14 protein-coding genes are annotated in these 17079 nt (G+C 62.7%); 13 read left to right on the top strand and 1 reads right to left on the bottom strand.

The features are described from left to right. Positions 1 to 112: 112 nt before the first annotated feature. Entirely contained in the window at positions 113 to 925 is an 813-nt protein-coding gene (locus LJY25_RS02790; protein WP_227606700.1) for a phosphatase PAP2 family protein, read from the bottom strand. Positions 926 to 1542: 617 nt separating this feature from the next. Between LJY25_RS02790 and LJY25_RS02785 the strand changes: the two genes are divergently transcribed. The 13 genes from LJY25_RS02785 to LJY25_RS02725 all read left to right on the top strand — a co-directional run bounded on the left by LJY25_RS02785 (position 1543) and on the right by LJY25_RS02725 (position 17068). After that, positions 1543 to 2115 (top strand): DUF4255 domain-containing protein, encoded by a 573-nt coding sequence (locus LJY25_RS02785; RefSeq protein WP_227606699.1) that lies wholly within the window; start codon positions 1543 to 1545, stop codon positions 2113 to 2115. 3 nt (positions 2116 to 2118) lie between these two features. Then, positions 2119 to 3189 (top strand): hypothetical protein, encoded by a 1071-nt coding sequence (locus LJY25_RS02780; RefSeq protein ID WP_227606698.1) that lies wholly within the window; start codon positions 2119 to 2121, stop codon positions 3187 to 3189. Positions 3190 to 3220: 31 nt separating this feature from the next. Next, positions 3221 to 4981 (top strand): phage tail sheath family protein, encoded by a 1761-nt coding sequence (locus tag LJY25_RS02775; RefSeq protein WP_227606697.1) that lies wholly within the window; start codon positions 3221 to 3223, stop codon positions 4979 to 4981. A gap of 63 nt (positions 4982 to 5044) precedes the next feature. Beyond that, on the top strand, positions 5045 to 5497 hold the full coding sequence (locus tag LJY25_RS02770) for a phage tail protein (RefSeq protein WP_227606696.1): 453 nt from the start codon (positions 5045 to 5047) through the stop codon (positions 5495 to 5497). Positions 5498 to 5502: 5 nt separating this feature from the next. After that, positions 5503 to 5955 (top strand): phage tail protein, encoded by a 453-nt coding sequence (locus tag LJY25_RS02765; protein ID WP_227606695.1) that lies wholly within the window; start codon positions 5503 to 5505, stop codon positions 5953 to 5955. A 53-nt stretch (positions 5956 to 6008) separates the two neighbouring features. Then, positions 6009 to 6185: a DUF5908 family protein gene (locus LJY25_RS02760; RefSeq protein ID WP_227606694.1), complete on the top strand. Its 177-nt coding sequence runs from the start codon at positions 6009 to 6011 to the stop codon at positions 6183 to 6185. 73 nt (positions 6186 to 6258) lie between these two features. After that, on the top strand, positions 6259 to 6912 hold the full coding sequence (locus tag LJY25_RS02755) for a CIS tube protein (RefSeq protein ID WP_227606693.1): 654 nt from the start codon (positions 6259 to 6261) through the stop codon (positions 6910 to 6912). A 9-nt stretch (positions 6913 to 6921) separates the two neighbouring features. Continuing rightward, a complete protein-coding gene (gene vgrG, locus LJY25_RS02750; RefSeq protein ID WP_227606692.1) occupies positions 6922 to 8712 on the top strand; it encodes a type VI secretion system tip protein VgrG in 1791 nt (596 codons plus the stop codon). A 100-nt stretch (positions 8713 to 8812) separates the two neighbouring features. Continuing rightward, entirely contained in the window at positions 8813 to 9115 is a 303-nt protein-coding gene (locus LJY25_RS02745) for a PAAR domain-containing protein (RefSeq protein ID WP_227606691.1), read from the top strand. Positions 9116 to 9118: 3 nt separating this feature from the next. Further along, positions 9119 to 9574: a GPW/gp25 family protein gene (locus tag LJY25_RS02740; RefSeq protein ID WP_227606690.1), complete on the top strand. Its 456-nt coding sequence runs from the start codon at positions 9119 to 9121 to the stop codon at positions 9572 to 9574. Between the two features lie 15 nt (positions 9575 to 9589). After that, positions 9590 to 13501, top strand: coding sequence for a baseplate J/gp47 family protein (locus LJY25_RS02735; protein ID WP_227606689.1), 3912 nt, complete (start codon positions 9590 to 9592; stop codon positions 13499 to 13501). Positions 13502 to 13521: 20 nt separating this feature from the next. Beyond that, positions 13522 to 14379, top strand: a complete 858-nt coding sequence (locus LJY25_RS02730) for a hypothetical protein (protein WP_227606688.1) — start codon at positions 13522 to 13524, stop codon at positions 14377 to 14379. A gap of 55 nt (positions 14380 to 14434) precedes the next feature. Continuing rightward, positions 14435 to 17068 (top strand): hypothetical protein, encoded by a 2634-nt coding sequence (locus tag LJY25_RS02725; protein ID WP_227606687.1) that lies wholly within the window; start codon positions 14435 to 14437, stop codon positions 17066 to 17068. Positions 17069 to 17079: the final 11 nt, after the last annotated feature.

The following is a 17079-nucleotide window of genomic DNA, read 5'->3' as shown; positions in this document are numbered from 1 at the left end:
ACCGGCGGCTGCCTTCCAAACCGTCGTCCGCAGCTGCTCCCCGATGCTGTGCGCCGGAACTGATGTGGACTTGGTGGCAAAGGTGGGGGCTGGAGCAATTAAGGTTCCGGCCTTAGTGCGTTGGGCGCCAGACGACGCCGAGTCCTACGGCCCCCGGCTGCCAGGTCGGCATAAAGCTGGTACCCTCCAGGATTCTGGGCTTGCGGCCCCAGCGGTTGCGGTGGGTCAGGTACGCCAGGTGAGCCGATAGAATGCCAAAGCCGGCCCCGGCCACCACGTCGGACTGCCAGTGCTTGTTGTTGATCATGCGCAGGGCCGCCACCGACGTGGCGATGGCGTAGGCCCCGACCCCGTACCACTGGCTTTTGTCGCGGAACTCGGTGTGCACGATGCTGGCCGCCAGAAACGCCTGCGCCGTGTGCCCCGACGGAAACGACTCGTAATCGGTGCTGTCGGGGCGGATGTTTTTGGTCAGGTACTTGACCGCGTAAGTTGAGCTGAGCATGATAGCCTCGGCCTTCAGGACTACCAGGGCAGTGTTGATCCGGTCATCGCGCGACTCCACCCCGGCCAGCGTCACGATTCCCAGCTCGGCGTAGGGCGCAAAAATCAGGATGTCGTCCAGCCGGGTGCGGTAGGTAGGAAACAGCCTCCGGATGTCGCGGTGGGCTTCCTGGTTGGTATAGAAGCCCCGGCCGCTGGCGGTGTAAGCTCCGTAACCAATGAGCACGGCCGGCACGATGGTGGCTTTCACCAGCTTGCCCTTGTACCAGGGCTTCGGAAGGGCTAACGACCCGGCGGGGTTCTCGAACTTGTGGGTGGTGTCGGCCGAAGCCGGGGTAGGAGCCACCTGGGCCGGGGCCGACGAAAAAGAGGCTGCCCCGAGCGTGAGAGCCAGGGCTAAGCGATACGCGAGAAGCTTCATCTGTTTTGGGAGCTGACGAGAACCAGAGAGCACAGAGCCGCCGCAGCAGGCAAGATGCCTGTACGGATAAACGGGCTTTGGAATCCGTATTTCCCTGGCTTTTTGTCGAACTCCCCGACCTGGCCTGCAGGTCAGCGTGTTATAGCCGGCACCAGTCTTTCAACGGGCAGTGTCCTGGGCCTGATGGCTTCCAGAACTGCGAAATCAAGCGTTCCGGATCAAAATGCAAATGGCAAAATCCCGGTAAGTAGTTGAAAAAAATCTTCAAAAACTATTCTGTTTTTATCTGATTAATCCTGCATATTGCTGGACAATTAGAATTCCCCGAATTCGGAAAGCCGGCCTTTTTCAGCTTCTGAATTCTCCCGCCCTGAGTACCCCAAAACCTTTGCAACAGTAGCCGTTCCCGGTCGCGACATCGCCTGATTTCGCCCGGGTCGGATTCGCGTCAGCTTCTTTGAGCTTGACGGCAGCTTCTTGTTCCATCGGTTTCCGTGCGGTCTCATGTCTTCCCCATTTTCTGAAATTCCCGTCGGCGCCATACCGGCCAGCCGTCCTGCGCCTTTGCTTTCGGGCTGTGCAGTAAGCCTGCCTGCGTACCCTGTACTGGCCGGGCTATGATTCAGCAGGCACTCCAGGCGCTGGTTGATGAGCTGAATGCCCACTTCCGGGTGGTATTCGACCTGAACGAAAGTCAGGGCCGCGCGATGCTGTCGGCCTTCGTGGGTCCCGATGGCACCGTGCTCACGGATACGCTTAATAAGCTCTGCGTCACGCTCATCAACATTGAGCCGGAAAGCACCGTGCGCAACGCCCCCGCCGGGCGTACCACCACGGAGGGGGAGTTTGGCCGGTTGAACCCCGCCCTGCGGCTGAATCTGAAGGTGCTGCTGGCTGCCAACTTCAGCGACTACACCGAGGCTCTCAAGTTTCTGAGCGGCACACTGGCCCTGTTCCAGCGGAAAAATCTGCTGACGGCGCAGAACACACCTACCCTGGACCGCCGCGTCGACCGGCTGATTCTGGAGATGGAGTCCACGACGGCCCAGGAATGGAGCTTCTTATGGGGAATGCTGGGCAGCAAGTACGTGCCGTCGGTGGTGTATAAAGTACGCCTGCTCACTATCCAGGAGGGGGGCGTTACGCAGTCCCTGCCCGTTATCGGCTCTCTGGGCCAGCAAACTACCTAGGCTATGCAAACCACCTATCAGGTGCTGTGCCGGCTGCACCAGCGCCACGACTATTTTCAGGACCCTTACACGCCCAGCGTAGCGCTGACGCCTACCCTGCAGACGGCTCAGAACCTGCGCCGGGCCGGTCTGCTGCTTAAGTCCACTCCCCGGGGGCTGGCCCTGCTGCGCAGCGAGGCAGTCGGGGAGGAGGCGCCGCGCCGGCCCCTGCCGGACTTCTTGTTTCCGCTCCGTTTTCGGCTGCAGCCCCTCAGCCCGTACTTCGAGAACTACACCGAACTGGCACGTACGCCGCGGGCAGGTACCCTCTATTATGTGGTAGCGCCGGCGACCCGGAGCGTGGATTCCGTGGCCCTGCCCGTGAGCAAGGACAGCCGCCTGCCGCTGCGCCCCCTGGTGTTCTGCTGCTCGCTTCCGAAAGGAGCAGACCCAACGGAGCTGAGTATCCTGGACCTGGACCGGCAGGTGGAGAGGCCGGCCGTCGGGCCGGGGCCCACGGGGCAGGTTACCGTTGACCTGCGGCCCTGGCAGGAAGGCCGCTACCAGCTTCGGCACGGTGCTACCGCCCTGCTCGACTTTTACGCCGATGCCCACCTCTACGCCAGTCAGGCCTGGGGAATCCTGGAGCTGAGCGAAGCCGCTTTGGCTACCGCTCCCACGTTTGAGCTGCAGTTTGCTCCCCGGCACACCCACTGGAAGTATCTGATTGCCTGCAAGCATCCCTCGGCCGACAGGTACCGCGCCGCGCCGCAGAACCTGTCGGTTGCCGCCGCCCCCGACCCCGCCGTCCGGGCTACGCTGCCCGCTGTCAGCTTCCGGCAGGAGCCACCCACCATGGAGGGCGTACACGCGGTGTTTGTGTCGGAACAGCCCATTGCCCTGGCCGAGCGGCCCCGCTACACCTGCACCCTACGGTTTCAGCCCCCCGGCAGCACCCGCTCCGACAGCCCCGGCCCGGCGCTGGTGGTAGCCCTGCCCCGGGCCGGGGTGGAGCTGAGCAAGCCCCTGCTGGCCGCTGGAAGGCCCGCTGACCCGGCTGCTCCGACCTGTACCGAAATCTTTGTTCACCTCTAACTCTTTCCTCCAACCCTTTTTTCAAACCCTTATGGAACAACAAACCCCCGGCGTTTACATCAATGAGATTAACGCCTTTCCAAACTCTGTGGTGGAGGTGGCGACGGCCGTGCCGGTCTTTATCGGCTACACCTCCCAGGCCAGCTACAAAGGCGAAAGCCTGACCAACAAAGCCCGCCGGGTAACCTCGCTCAAGGAGTTTGAGTCGTACTACGGCCAGGGCGCCCTCACCACGTTTACCCTGCTCGAAGCGCCCCGTCTGGGCGCTGGCGCAACCACCCTGGCCCTCGGCGAAGGCAAGGAAGGCGGGAACAGCAAAGCCGTAGCGAAGCCCAAAAAGGAGGGTGGGGACGAAGAGGATGGTACCACTACTGACGTGGTCAAGCCCCTCATCGGCACCATGACCCTGCAGCTCTCGGACAAGAACGTGTACGCCCTGGCTCCGACCAGCCACTCGTACTACCTCTACAACAACATGCGCCTGTTCTACCAGAACGGGGGCTCGACCTGCTACGTGATTTCGCTGGGCGGCTACGAGGCGCCCACTCCGGGAGCCGTAAACCCGCCTGCCCTGGGCGATAAGCAGAAGTTCCTGGACGCCATCGACTCCCTGATCTACGAGCAGGAGCCGACGATGATTGTGGCCCCCGATGCCCTGCTGCTCTCCGAAGGCGACTACTACGACGTAATGAAGTACGCCCTGGCCCACTGCGCCGAAACCCAGAGCCGGGTGACGCTGGTGGATGTGTACTACGGCGCCGCCACCGACCCGCGCGACGTGCCCCAGATTATTACCGACTTCCGCACCAACATCGGGCAAAGCAACCTCAAGTACGGCGCCGCCTACTTCCCCTGGGTGCATACCAACGTGCTGTCGGGCAGCGACACAACGTTCATGAACTTCGACCCGGGCTTCGTTGACGGAATCAAGGCGCTGGTGGCTAATGCGGCCAAAAACGGCGGCAGCTCGGCCGACCCCGCTGTGGAAGAAGTAAAGGTACCCACCGACGAGCCAGCCCTCACGACAAATGGCAACTCGGCTGCCTTTACCGAAATACAGTCGGCCTACGCCAGGGTGCAGGAGCTCGACGAGGAACTCAGCTCCGACGCTACCCTGACTGACTACGCCAAGATTCAGCAGGTGCACAACACGCTGATGGTGATGAGCAAAGATTACGTGCTGGTGACCTCCGCCATCGGCCGCTACCTGAACACCCTGCCCGCCTCCTCGGCCATGGCCGGCGTGTATGCCAGCGTCGACAAAGGCCGGGGCGTGTGGAAGGCGCCCGCCAACGTGAGTCTGAACGCGGTACAGTCGCCCACCGTCTCGCTCAGCGACAAAGACCAGGCAAACCTGAACGTGGACGCCGTAACCGGCAAGTCGGTGAATGCCATCCGGCCGTTTCCGGGCCTGGGCGTGCTGGTGTGGGGTGCCCGCACCCTCGACGGCAACAGCCAGGACTGGCGCTACGTGAACGTGCGCCGCACCATGATCATGATCGAGCAGAGCATCAAGCTGGCCTGCCGGGCCTACGTCTTCGAGCCGAACGACGCCAACACCTGGGTAACGGTGAAGAGCATGATCAACAGCTTCCTGTTCAACCTCTGGAAGCAGGGGGCCCTGGCCGGGGCTTCGCCCGACGACGCCTACAGCGTGGCCGTGGGTTTGGGCTCGACCATGACGGCCGACGACATTCTGAACGGCTACATGAACGTGTTCGTGAAAGTGGCCATCTCCCGGCCCGCCGAGTTTATCGTGCTCAATTTCCAGCAGCAGATGCAGAAGTCCTAGCTTCTGAACTTCCGGCTACTAACTCCCAATTCCCTCTTTTTTACCCTTTAACGATCAACTCCCATGGCTGGTGAAGCACAGGATAATAATTGGCCCCTACCGAAGTTTTATTTCATGGTGGATCTGGGCGACCAGAGCAATGTACCCTTTCAGGAAGTAAGCGGCCTGGAAACCGAAACCCAGATCCTCGAGTACCGCGCCGGCAACAACCCGGTTTTCTCGACCATCAAGCTGCCCGGCATTGCCAAAGTGGGCAACGTGACCCTGAAAAAGGGCATTTTCGCGAAGGACAACAAGTTCTACGACTGGTACTCCACCATCAAGATGAACACCATCAAGCGCGTGACGGTGGTCATCAAGCTGCTTGACGAGGCCGGCGCCCCCACCATGACGTGGACGCTGAACAACGCCTGGCCGTGCAAAATCCAGGGCACTGACCTAAAGGCCGAAGGAAACGAGGTGGCCGTGGAGACGCTGGAAATTGCCTACGAAACCATCGTCATTGCCAACGCCTAACGCTGATGCCGGACGCTAACTACCCCCCCGTCGGCTTTTACTTCCGCGTGTCCTTCGGGGCGGGCGGGGCTTCGGTCGACAATGCGTTTCAGGAGGTGTCGGGCCTGACGATGGAGCTGGAAACCACCAGCATCCCGGAAGGCGGGCAGAACCTGTACAAACACCGGGTGCCCACCGTGGGCAAGTATAGCAACCTGGTGCTGAAGCGGGGCTTGGTAGCGGAAGGCTCGGACCTGGCCCGGTGGTGCTCGAGCACGGTGGGGGCGGACTTTTCCGCTCCCATCGTGCCCCGGCAGGTGCTGGTAAGCCTGCTCAACGAAGACGGAAATCCGCTGGCTTCGTGGTCGTTCGACAACGCCTGGCCGGTGAAGTGGAGCATATCCGACTTCAAGGCCCAGGAAAATGCCCTGGCCATCGAAACCCTGGAGCTGGCCTACTCCCGCTTTCAGAAAGTGTAACCGAATCAGTAAGCTCCTCCCGGACCACAACCAAAACCCTGAGCCCTCAAAAAATGCCCATCGAAATCCGCGAACTGGTTATCAAAGTGACGGTGCACGACGAAAGCCGCCTCCCGGTCCAGACCGAGGCGGCTTTCAGCGTCGACGAACGGGAAAAGCTGCGCCGCGAGCTTACCGAGTCCTGTGTGCGCCAGGTGCTGGCCGCCCTCGACAAGCGCCGGGAGCGGTAAGCATCCCTGAGCACCCCGACCAGTAACAACGCCATTCGCCAATCACCCTCCGCCCGCCGCTAACACCCTCCGCATGTCCCTGGTAAAAATGACGATTCAGGCGTACGAGGACGAGAAGTTCTCGACCAAGGGAGCGCGCTACGACGTGTTCCTGAACCCCGAATCGTTTTCGCACACTCACTCCGTCACCTACAGCAAAACCCAGAAGCCGGGTGCGGCCGGCGGCAGCCCCAAGTTCACCCACGCCAATCCCGATACCGTCAGCTTTGCCCTGCATTTCGACGGCACCGGCGTTATCGACAGCACCCGCACCGACGTAGCCGCCGAAATCAAGCAGCTGCAGAACGTGGTACTCGACTACCAGGGCAAGATTCACGCGCCCTACTACCTCAAGCTGATCTGGGGCTCCTTTCTGTTCAACTGCCGCCTTACCAAGTTCGACGTCAGCTACACCATGTTCCGGCCCGACGGCTCCCCGCTGCGGGCCAAGGTGCAGTTGGGCTTTGTGGGCTTTATCGACGCGGGCACCCTGGCCAAGCAGGAGGACAAGCAGTCGTCGGACCTCTCGCACCGCTACCAGGTGAAAGCCGGCGACACGCTGCCGGTGCTCTGTAACCGCATCTACGGCAAGCCCGACTATTACCTGCAGGTGGCCCGGCAAAACAACCTCGTGCATTTCCGGCGGCTTGAGCCCGGCTCCTATATCGTCTTCCCGCCCCTCGTTTAACCTTTTGCAATGCCTGCCAACCCCCTTACCGGCAAAACCGATCTGGTCACGTTCCGCATCCTGGTGAACGGTACTGAAATTGACAGCACTTACCCGGTCGTTTCGATTGAGGTCAGCAAGGGCGTAAACCGCATCAGCAGTGCCCGTATCGAGATTCTGGATGGGGACCCGTCATCCGAAGACTTCCCCATCAGCGACTCGGCCGACTTTCTGCCCGGCACGGAGCTGAGCATCCTGGCCGGCTACCATACCGAGGACACGCTTATTTTCAAGGGCATCGTGGTCAAGCACGGTCTGCGCGTAAGCCCCGACCTGGCCCCGGTGCTGGTGGTGGAATGCCGCGACGCCGCTGCCAAGCTGACCGTGGGCCGCAAAAGTGCGCTGTTCGAGAAAAGCACCGACGACGCGGCCATCAGCAGCATCATCGGCACCTACAGCGGGGTCAGCAGCACGGTGGATGCTACCACGGTGACCCACGATGAGCTGGTTCAGTTCTACAGCTCCGACTGGGACTTTATCGTGGCCCGGGCCGAAGCCAACGGCCTGGTGGTGCTCAATGACCAGGGTAAGGTGACGGTAACGGCCCCCGACACCTCCGCCAACCCGGTGCTGGAGCTAACCTATGGCACGAACCTGACCAGCTTCGCGGTGGAGATGGATGCCCGCAGCCAGTATGCCGCCGTGAAAGGACAGGCGTGGAGCGCCAAAGACCAGGCTCTGGTGGAAGCCGAAGGCGCCAGCCCCGGCGTGTCGACTCCCGGCAACGTGACTCCGGCGACGCTGGCAGCCGTGATGGGCGCGGCATCCGTTGACCTGCCGGCCACCGCGGCCACTAGCCAGGAAAGTCTGCAGGCCTGGACCAAGGCGCTGCGGCTGAAGTCGGAGCTGGCCAAGGTGCGCGGAACCATCCGGTTTCAGGGCAGCGCCCTGGCCGTGCCGGGCAGCATGGTAAGCATGCTCGGCATGGGACAGCGCTTCAACGGCAACGCCTACGTGTCGGGTGTGACGCACACGCTGGCCGAGGGCGACTGGACCACGGAAATCAGCCTGGGGCTGGACGAGCAGTGGTTTGCCCAGCAGACCCCGGACGTATCGGCCCCGGCTTCCAACCTGGGGCAGCTGCCCGGCGTGCAGGGCCTTTACAACGCCGTGGTTACAAAAATCACCGAAGACCCCGGCAACGAGTTTCGGGTGCAGGTGAAGGTGCCGGCCCTGCAAAGCAAAAACCTCTGGGCCCGGCTCGGCCACCCGTACGCCTCGTCCGGGTTCGGGACTTTTTTCTACCCGGAAGTAAACGACGAAGTGGTGCTGGGCTTTTTCAACAACGACCCCCAGCAGCCGGTCGTGCTCGGTGCCCTCTACAGCAGTGGCCGGGCCCCGGCCTACACCCCCGACGACAAGAACAGCATCAAGGCCCACGTCACCCAGAGCAAGCTCACCGTGGAGTTCAACGACGACAAGAAGATCCTGACGTTGAAGACGCCCGGCAACAACAAGATTGTCCTCAGCGACGACGGGAAGTCTATCACCATCACCGACCAGAGCAGCAACAAGGTGGAGCTGTCGAGCAGCGGAATCGTGCTGGAAAGCGCCTCGAACCTGCAGATAAAAGCCAAGGGCAACCTCGACCTGGAAGCCACGGGCAACCTGACGGTGAAAGCTACCGGCGACCTGGCGCTGCAGGGCCTGAACGTGGCCGGTACCGCCCAGATTCAGATGAAGATGGCCGGCACCGCCTCCGCCGAGCTGTCGGCCTCCGGGCAGGTAACGGTACAGGGCGCTATGGTGATGATTAATTAGTAAGAACAACTTAGGAAGTACGAATGGATACGGAAGAACCCGTCCATCTTTTCTTAGCAACCAGCAACCAGCAACCAGCAACCAGCAACCAGCAACCAACATGCCGCCCGCCGCTCGCCTTACCGATATGCACACCTGCCCGATGCAAACGCCCGCCTTTCCCTCACCGATACCGCACGTGGGCGGACCTATTACCGGGCCCGGCTGCCCCACGGTGCTGATTGGCAAGCTGCCTGCCGCCCGCGTCGGCGACATGGCCGTGTGCGTGGGCCCACCCGACAGCATCGTGATGGGCTCGGCAACGGTCATGATTGGCAAGATGCCGGCGGCCCGCATGGGCGACACCACCGCCCACGGCGGTTCCATTGTCCTGGGCTATCCCACCGTCATGATTGGAGGATAAGCTATGCCTGCTTCATTTTTTTTCCTGTCCGATGCCGACGCCGAGGAAATGCCCTCCTTCCTGGGCACCGGATGGAGCTTTCCGCCGCAGTTTGCTACCCGCAACCGGCTGCTGGGTATGACCTCAGACGAGGAAGACATCCGCCAGAGCCTGTACCTGCTGTTTCACACCGAGCCCGGCGACCGGGTCATGAATCCCGACTACGGCTGCCCCCTGCGCCAGTTCCTGTTCGAAAACATGGACCGCTCTTCGCTCACTCACATTACCGACGTGGTTTCCAAAGCCGTGCTGACTTACGAGCCCCGCATCAGCCTGCATGAGGTCAAGGTCAACACCGACAGCATCAACGACGGCGTGATTTTTCTGGAAGTCAACTACGCGGTTCGCACCATCAACAGTCGCCACAACGTGGTTTATCCTTTCTACCTGACCGAAGCCACGCTTCTGCCGGGCAAGTAATCTGACGTTTTCACTATGCCCCTCACTGCCCGCTTTCTGTCGCCGGATCTGTCCTTCCAGGAAGGAGGAACGTCGCAGGCGGAGCGTTTGCCGGCCCCGCTGCTGCCGGAGCAGCTGATGCTGTCGGACTACACGATGGAGGAGCTGCTGGCGTATATTGGGCAGTTTTCGGAACTGGTGCGCTTCTACAAAGTAGCCGACGGCAAGGTGCTGGCCGAAGAAACCTGGAGTCTGTCGAAGCACCGCAGCCTGCTGATCATCAGTATCATTGCCGGGCAGCGTATCGAAGCCCAGTATGAGCGGTACTCGACCCTGATCCGCCACCTGCACGACAAAACAGCCTCCTACGCCCAGCGCCGGCAAACCCTGGATGAACTGCTGGGAGGATTGCACGCCATGGCCGCCGCCCTCGACGACTGGTATTCCTGTCATGGCCGTAGCCGGCAGCGCCGGGTATTTCAGGCTGAGCTGGAAGAGCAGGTACGCAAGCTCGGGGATGCCCTGCGGCGGACCAACCTCTACGAGAGCCTGCTGTTTCGGCTTGGGGAGCTGGACCAGACCCGCCTCGACGCCGACAGCATCGCGGACTTTCATACGATCTGGCACGAGGACCCGCGCACCAAAAAGCCAACTCCGGCCTTGCAGCGCGCGCAGCAGCACGAGGCCGATGTGGAAGTACTGTTTACCCGGTTTCAGGAACAGCTGCTTAAACCCACTGACATCATCCGGGAGCTGACCGGGCTGCTCTGGCAGTTCCACAAGGCCCAGGCTTCCCTGGCCCGGCTGGCCCACCGGATTCTGCAGCACGACCTGGAAGCCAAAGACAGTCTGCTGCCGGAAATGGCGTTGATGGTCACGTTTCTGCGCCTCTATGAGCACGCTCAGCGCGAGCTCAACGACATTCCCCGCCGCCACCTCGACCATTACTACGAAAAGGTGTTGCAGGTGGCACGCCGCCCGGCCCGGCCCGATCAGGCCTTTCTTTCCTTTCAGCTGGCCAAGGACGTGCCGGCCTATACCGTGCCGCCGGGCCTGGAAGTGGAAGGTGGTAAAGACGAGGCCGGCAACCGCATTGTATTCCGCACCCTGGAGGAGCGCCTGCTCACCCCCTGGCGGATTCAGCAGTTTTCCAGTCTGCACGTGGCCCGCCGGGCCGGGGGGAAGCGCAAGCATCGGCCGGTCAGCGGAATCTACGCCGCTCCCCATGCCAACTCTGCTGACGGCTTTGGGGCCCGGCCCGTGCCCGAAGGTATCGGCTGGGCCGCCTTTGGCGAAGATCAGGGGCTGGTAAGCCCCGCCTACCGAACCATGGGCGCCGGCCGGGTGGGGTTTGCGGTAGCGGCGCCCGTCCTGCTGCTGCAGGAAGGGCACCGCTCCATCGAGTTGAGTTTGTGCTGCGAGCCAGGCAGCTTCACCCGCTTTATCAACTGCCTGCAGAGCCAGTTTGCCCAACCCGGCCAAACCTGGCAGCAAGCCTTCGACCACCTGTGCCTGCGCGCATTCAAAGCTACGGTTACCGGCCCCGAGAGCTGGCTTTCCCTGGTCACGGAGGAGGTGCGAATCGATGAGGCCACCAGCACGGTGAGCTGGCGCCTGTTGCTGGACCGCAACCGGCCCGCCATGGTCGCCCACGACCCGGCGGTGCACGCCGGACAGTTTCAGTCGGCCTCGCCGGTGCTGCAGCTTTTGCTGAACGAGCAAAGCCCGGACTACGCTTATTCCTGCTTTGCGCTGCTGCACCCGCGCAAGATCCGGCTGCGGGTGCGGGCCCGCGACGTGCAGGGCGTGCAGCTCAGCAACCAGCTCGGGCCCCTGGACATGGCCATGCCCTTCGCCCCGTTCGGTACCCGCGCCCAGCCGGGGGCCTACCTGCTGGTGGGCTACCCCGAGCTGTTCCGCAAGCGCCTGACCAGCCTTACGCTCACCCTCGACTGGCTGAACCTGCCGGCCGAAGGCTTTGCCCGCTACTACGAAGCGTACGGGCAGCCGATCAGCAACAACTCCTACCGGGTAACGGCCAGCTTTCTGCGCGACTGGCGCTGGGTACCGGCTGAAATTCCGGCCCGACCAACACCGCTTTTTGACTCCCGGGCCGGGACGGACGAGTTGCTGCCCACTACCCGGCTGCCGTTGTCAACAAGCCAGGCAGACTTTCAGGACAACCTGCTGCCGGCTCCGCTGGGCTACCGCCCCGATGCGGCCACCGGCTTTATCCGCCTGGAGCTGGTAAGTCCGGACATAGGTTTTGGCGACGAGCAATACCCGATGCTGCTGTCGGAAACCCTGCAGTACAACGCCCGGCATCCTTCCCAGCCCCGCCCGGTGCCCCGGCCGCCGTTCGTGCCCCTGGCCAAGAGCGTAGCGCTTACTTATTCGGCCGAGGAAGAAATCGAGGTGGCTTCCCTGTTTGGTCCGGGTCCGGGCCGTGCGCAGCAGTTCTACTACGTGCACCCTTATGCCGCCTACGAGCCCACCCGCCTGGCTTTAATTCCGGGCAGGAAAAGGAAAGGAGAGAAGCCGGTACCAGCCTATTCGGTGGGGCTGCTCCCGGACTTCCCCGACGAAGGCACGCTCTACCTCGGCCTGAGCCAGCTGGCTTTGCCGCAGACGATTAACCTGTTGTTTGAGCTGTCGTCGCGCAGCTTTCTGTCCCGGGAGGATTCCCTGTCGTGCAGTGCCGGCGGGGGAAGGCAGCAACCCAAGGTGCGCTGGTCGTACCTGGTGGAGGACGAGTGGCTTCCCTTCGAAAAAGGCCACGCCCTGCACGATACCAGTCAGCACTTTACCGAGCTCGGCCAGGTGTTCCTGACCCTGCCGGCCACGCTGAGCGCCCGGCACCGCATCATGCCCGATGGCCTGTTCTGGCTGCGGGCGACGGTAGCCAAGGGCGCCGGACAGATCAGCCGGGTGCTGGCCGTACACCCCCAGGTGGTACGGGCCGAGCGGGTAAGCCCGGTCGTCGGGCAGCCGGTTGTGTTCGAGAAAAACCTGCCCGCCCTGAGCCTGAGTCGCCTGACCAGAACGGTACCAGAGCTGGCCCGTGTTACGCAGCCGCTGCCTTCGCAGGGTGGGCGCCCCGCCGAAACCCGGGAGCAGTACTATACCCGCGTCAGTGAGCGGCTGCGCCACCGCCACCGGGCCGTGACGCCCTGGGACTACGAGCGGCTGATACTGGAAGAGTTTCCGGATGTGTACCGGGCCAAGTGCCTGCGTCCCAATCAGCTGCCGGCCCGGCAGCGCAAGCCCGGACAAGTAGTTGTGATGGTGCTGCCCCACCTGCTGCCGGCATCGGCCGCCAACCCGCACGAGTACCGGCTGCCTCACTTCAGCCCGGGCCGCCTGCGCCAGATGCGCAAAGCCCTGCAGCCGCTGGCCTCGCCGCACGTGCGCCTGGAACTCTGCAACCCCCTGTACGAGGTGGTGCAGGTGCGCTGCCAGGTGCGCTACCGCCGCGACCGGGCCGGCAGCCAGGAAGATTTTTTCCGCCGCCGCCTGCAGCGCGACCTCGCCGAGTTCCTCTCGCCCTGGACCCCGGTCAGTGCCGCCCGGGCAGAGGCGCCGAATGCTGTGTCGGGCCCCATGGTACTGGCCTTTATCAACCAGCTGCCCTACGTCGAGTTTACCACTGGTTTCTCCCTGGTGAAAACGGCTCTGGAAAACTATCAGTATCTGTTTTCTGACTCGGCCAGCCTCCCGGAGCAAGAAGCGCCAGGCGCCGGGGAGCAGGGGTGGACCGCCGATGATACAACCCGCAGCCGGCCCTGGGCCGTGTTCGTGTCCGCCCAGCACCACGAGCTGGTGGAACTGCCCAGCACCTGGGAGCCACAGGCCGGACAGCCCACCGGTATTGGTAGCCTGACCATTGAAAACGACTTCGCCATTCCGTTCAGCTTTGATTCCCGTCGGCCCACGGAAGCTGCCGACTAACTCCGCCCTACCTGAACCGCATGGAATCATTAAAAAAAAGGGATACGCTCAAGTCTTACTTCCGGCAGGGCAAAGTGCCCACCGAAAAAAGCTTTGCCGACCTCATCGACTCGGTGGTCAACCGCCTCGACGATGGGTTTGCCAAGCTGCCCGAGCATGGGCTTATGCTCAGCGCCGAAGACAAGCTGGGCCGGCTGATTTCCTTTTACAAAGACCTGCGCCAGCTCGAAAACCACGCGCCGGCCTGGTTTCTGAGCCTGCTGGCTTCCGAAACGGCCGAAGGAGCACCGGGCCTGGGCCTAAGCATCTCTGAAGCGGCCGGGGCCCTGGAAGCCGAAAGTGCCGAGGGCGCGGCCCCGGAGCCCGTGGTGCGGCTGCACCTGCAGCCGGGCGGCAACGTAGGCATTGGCTCGACCGATCCGCAGGAGCGCCTCACGGTGGCCGGCTTTGTGGGCAGTGTGGGCCGCATCGGCACCTATCAGGACCCGGCCACAGCCGGGCAGGTGCCCCGCTGCGAAGTGGCCGCCGACGGACAGTGGCACCCCATCATCACCGGCCTCGACGGTTTGCATGCCTTTGAGATTGTGGCCGCCGCCTACGGCCCGGCCCGGCAGGGGCGCTATGCCCTCACCCACGCTACGGTACTGAGCGCGTTTGGCTCCTCGAACAGCCGGATTGTGCGGCACAACGCCTGGTTCCGGGGCTGGTTTCAGAAAATCCGGTTTCGCTGGGTGCGGGAAGACCGCCGGACGCCAGGGGGGTGGCCCCGCTACGGGCTGGAAATGCGCACGGCCCGCTCGTTTGGCCCCAATGCCCGCATCGTGTACCACATCACCCACCTGTTCGACGACCGGCGCCCGGCGGGGCCGCTCCGCTAACTGACTACCGGCTTATTTATTGAAGTATCTGTCAGGTAGGAACCTGACCCGGCTTATGCGCAAACCAACCCCTACCATCAGCAAGGACCTGGTCCTGCCCCCCGGCCTCGACTATGCCCGGCTGCGGGCCGAGGGTATTGCGAGCCTGCAGCAGCTGAGCGGCCACACTTGGACTGACTACAACGAGCATGACCCCGGCGTTACCATCCTGGAGTCGTTGTGCTACGCCTTAACGGACCTCACCAACCGGGCCGCCCAACCCATTCCGGACCTGCTGGCCAGTGCCCCCGGAGCCAACCGACGGCCGGGCTCGGCCCTGGCGCCCGCCCATCAGGTTTTTTCCAATCATCCCGTTTCGCTGCACGATTACAAGAAAATCGTGCTGGATAAATTTGGGCCCCGCATCAAAAATGTGTGGATAGAGCGGCGCAGTCAGCCCGGGCGCAAGAAAAGTAGCCAACGTTCGGTGGCCGGTGAATATTCGGTGCGGGTGGAGCTGCCCCGGCGCCACGCCCATGAGGCATTCGACACCCACGACTCGGAGCTGAAGCCTTCCTACGAGCGGGTCCTGCGCAGCCAGCCCACCGTCGAGGACCGTGAAAAGCTGCGCAAAACGCTGCAGGAAAAGTCGCGGCGGCAGCTGCGGCGGGATTTGCTGGAACTGCTTAACGACTACCGCGGGCTGGGGGAGGAGTTCACGGAGGTTATCTTTCTGGAGCCCCGGCCGCTGATTATCGGGGGGAACCTGGAAATCAAGCACGGCTATCTGCAGGAGGAAGTGGTGGCCGATGTACTGTGGCAGATCAACAGCTACCTTGACCCTTACATTCCCATCGTGGGCTTGAAGGACCTGGTGGCGGCCGGGGTGGGGGCGGAGGCTATTTTTGAAGGTCCCCTGCTCGGCAGCCGCCTGCTGCAGGACCAGAAGTTTAAGCGGCAGCGGCTGACGATTCTGCCCGCCAACCTGCACCAGCGGGTGATGCAGGTGGAAGGAATCCGCCATGTGGGGGAGCTGCTGCTCTATGAGGCGCAGGCTGTGACGCCCAGCACCTTCGTGCAGCTTACCCCCGAGCAGGTGCCTGCCCTCGATGCCGAAGCCAGCCTAGACCGGCTGCTGGTCAGCTTCCGTGGCATTTCCCTGCACTTCGACCGCGACCGGGCCCTGCGCAAGTACCTGCAGCTGCACCATGCCAACGACGAAAACCTGAAGAGCCGGGTGCCGGCCAATAAGCTGCGCTTCAAGGAAACGCAGGGCTCCTATCAGAACCTGGGACAATACGATTCGATTCAGCGCTCCTTTCCGCTGGTGTATGGAGTGGGGGAAGCCGGCGTGCCGGTCGGTGCCTCGGCCGCCCACCACGCCCAGAGCCTGCAGCTGAAAGGCTTTCTGCTGTTCTTCGAGCAGATTATGGCCAACTACTGCGCCCAGGTAGCCCACACGGCCGACCTGTTCTCGCCCCGGCCCCAGCAGCACACTGCCTTCACCGAACCACTTTACGACGTGCCCCACGTGCAGGCTTTGCTGGCGGACTTCGACCAGCCGGACCGGGACGAGGAAAGGCTGACCTATGACCTGGAGCGGGAATGGGAAACGTTTAAGGCTGACCCCCACAACGCCTACCGCCGCAAGCTGCGCGACCTGGCCGAGCAGCCCCACGAGTTTCTGGAACGCCGCAGCTCTATGCTCACGCACCTGCTGGCCCGCTTTGGCTACGTGCTCACGGTGTATTCGCCGGTGTTAACCGAGCCGGGCGCCATTCAGCAGCATGCCATTCAAACCCAGGAGCGGATGCTGCGCCACCTGAGTGTGGCTACGTACCACCGTGGAGCGGCCCGCATGAGCCCCCACTCACCGGGGCTGGGCAGTCCGGCCGGGGTTTCGGGGCTGGAGTTTTTCCTGTATCTGCTCACCGGCATCGGCTATTACCACCTCAAAGCCGGCCACCACCAGCGCCTGACCGATCTGGAGCAGAAAGTACACCTTGGCCCGGGCGAGGCGCCGGCTACGGCTGAGCTGGTGGTACACGGAAGCACCCCTATGGACTTTACGGGCTTTCTACGTCTGATGTATCAGCAGCTGCAGACGCCAGCGCTAAAGAAAACCTCTCCGCCCCTGCCTAACCGTGTCCAGGTTGAAACAGGGGTCGGAGTAGAACTGGAACTGGTTGGCCGGGGCCTGCCCCAGGCAGGTCCGGCGCAGTCCAAAGAGCCAGCTCCCAGCGCCGCCAGACTGGTGCTCAGCTACCTCGGGCGGCTTGATGCTCAGCTCGAGCGGTTTATCCTGATTGACCACCGCACCCTGCAGCCCCGCGCTACGGAGTCGGATGCGGAAAACCCTGGGTTAGCCGGGGTGGAGCCGGAATTCTACCAGTACCAGGTTACGCTGTGCTTCCCATCGTATAGCCGGCAGTTTCGACACGTCGCCAAGTCCCAGGCCGGGGGCATGACTTACTCGTACCGCGAGTACATTCACTACCTGGTGCTACGCCACGCCCCGGCTCACCTGCTGGTAAATATCTGCTGGCTCGACTATCCTCAGATGCGGGAGCTGGAGCACTATTACGCGGAGTTTGCCCAGGCCAGCGGTTTGCTGAATGCCCGCGGCCGGTCTGATGAGGCGCACCTGCCGGGGCTGCAGCAGCAGCTCACCGTTCTTTTACGCCAGTATCTGGCCGAAGCCCAGCTCTAACGTTAGGCCGA

Source organism: Hymenobacter translucens (genome assembly GCF_020685205.1).
Classification (GTDB): domain Bacteria; phylum Bacteroidota; class Bacteroidia; order Cytophagales; family Hymenobacteraceae; genus Hymenobacter; species Hymenobacter translucens.
The sequence above is the reverse complement of the archived record's forward strand: the minus strand, read 5'-3'. Positions and strand labels throughout refer to the sequence as shown.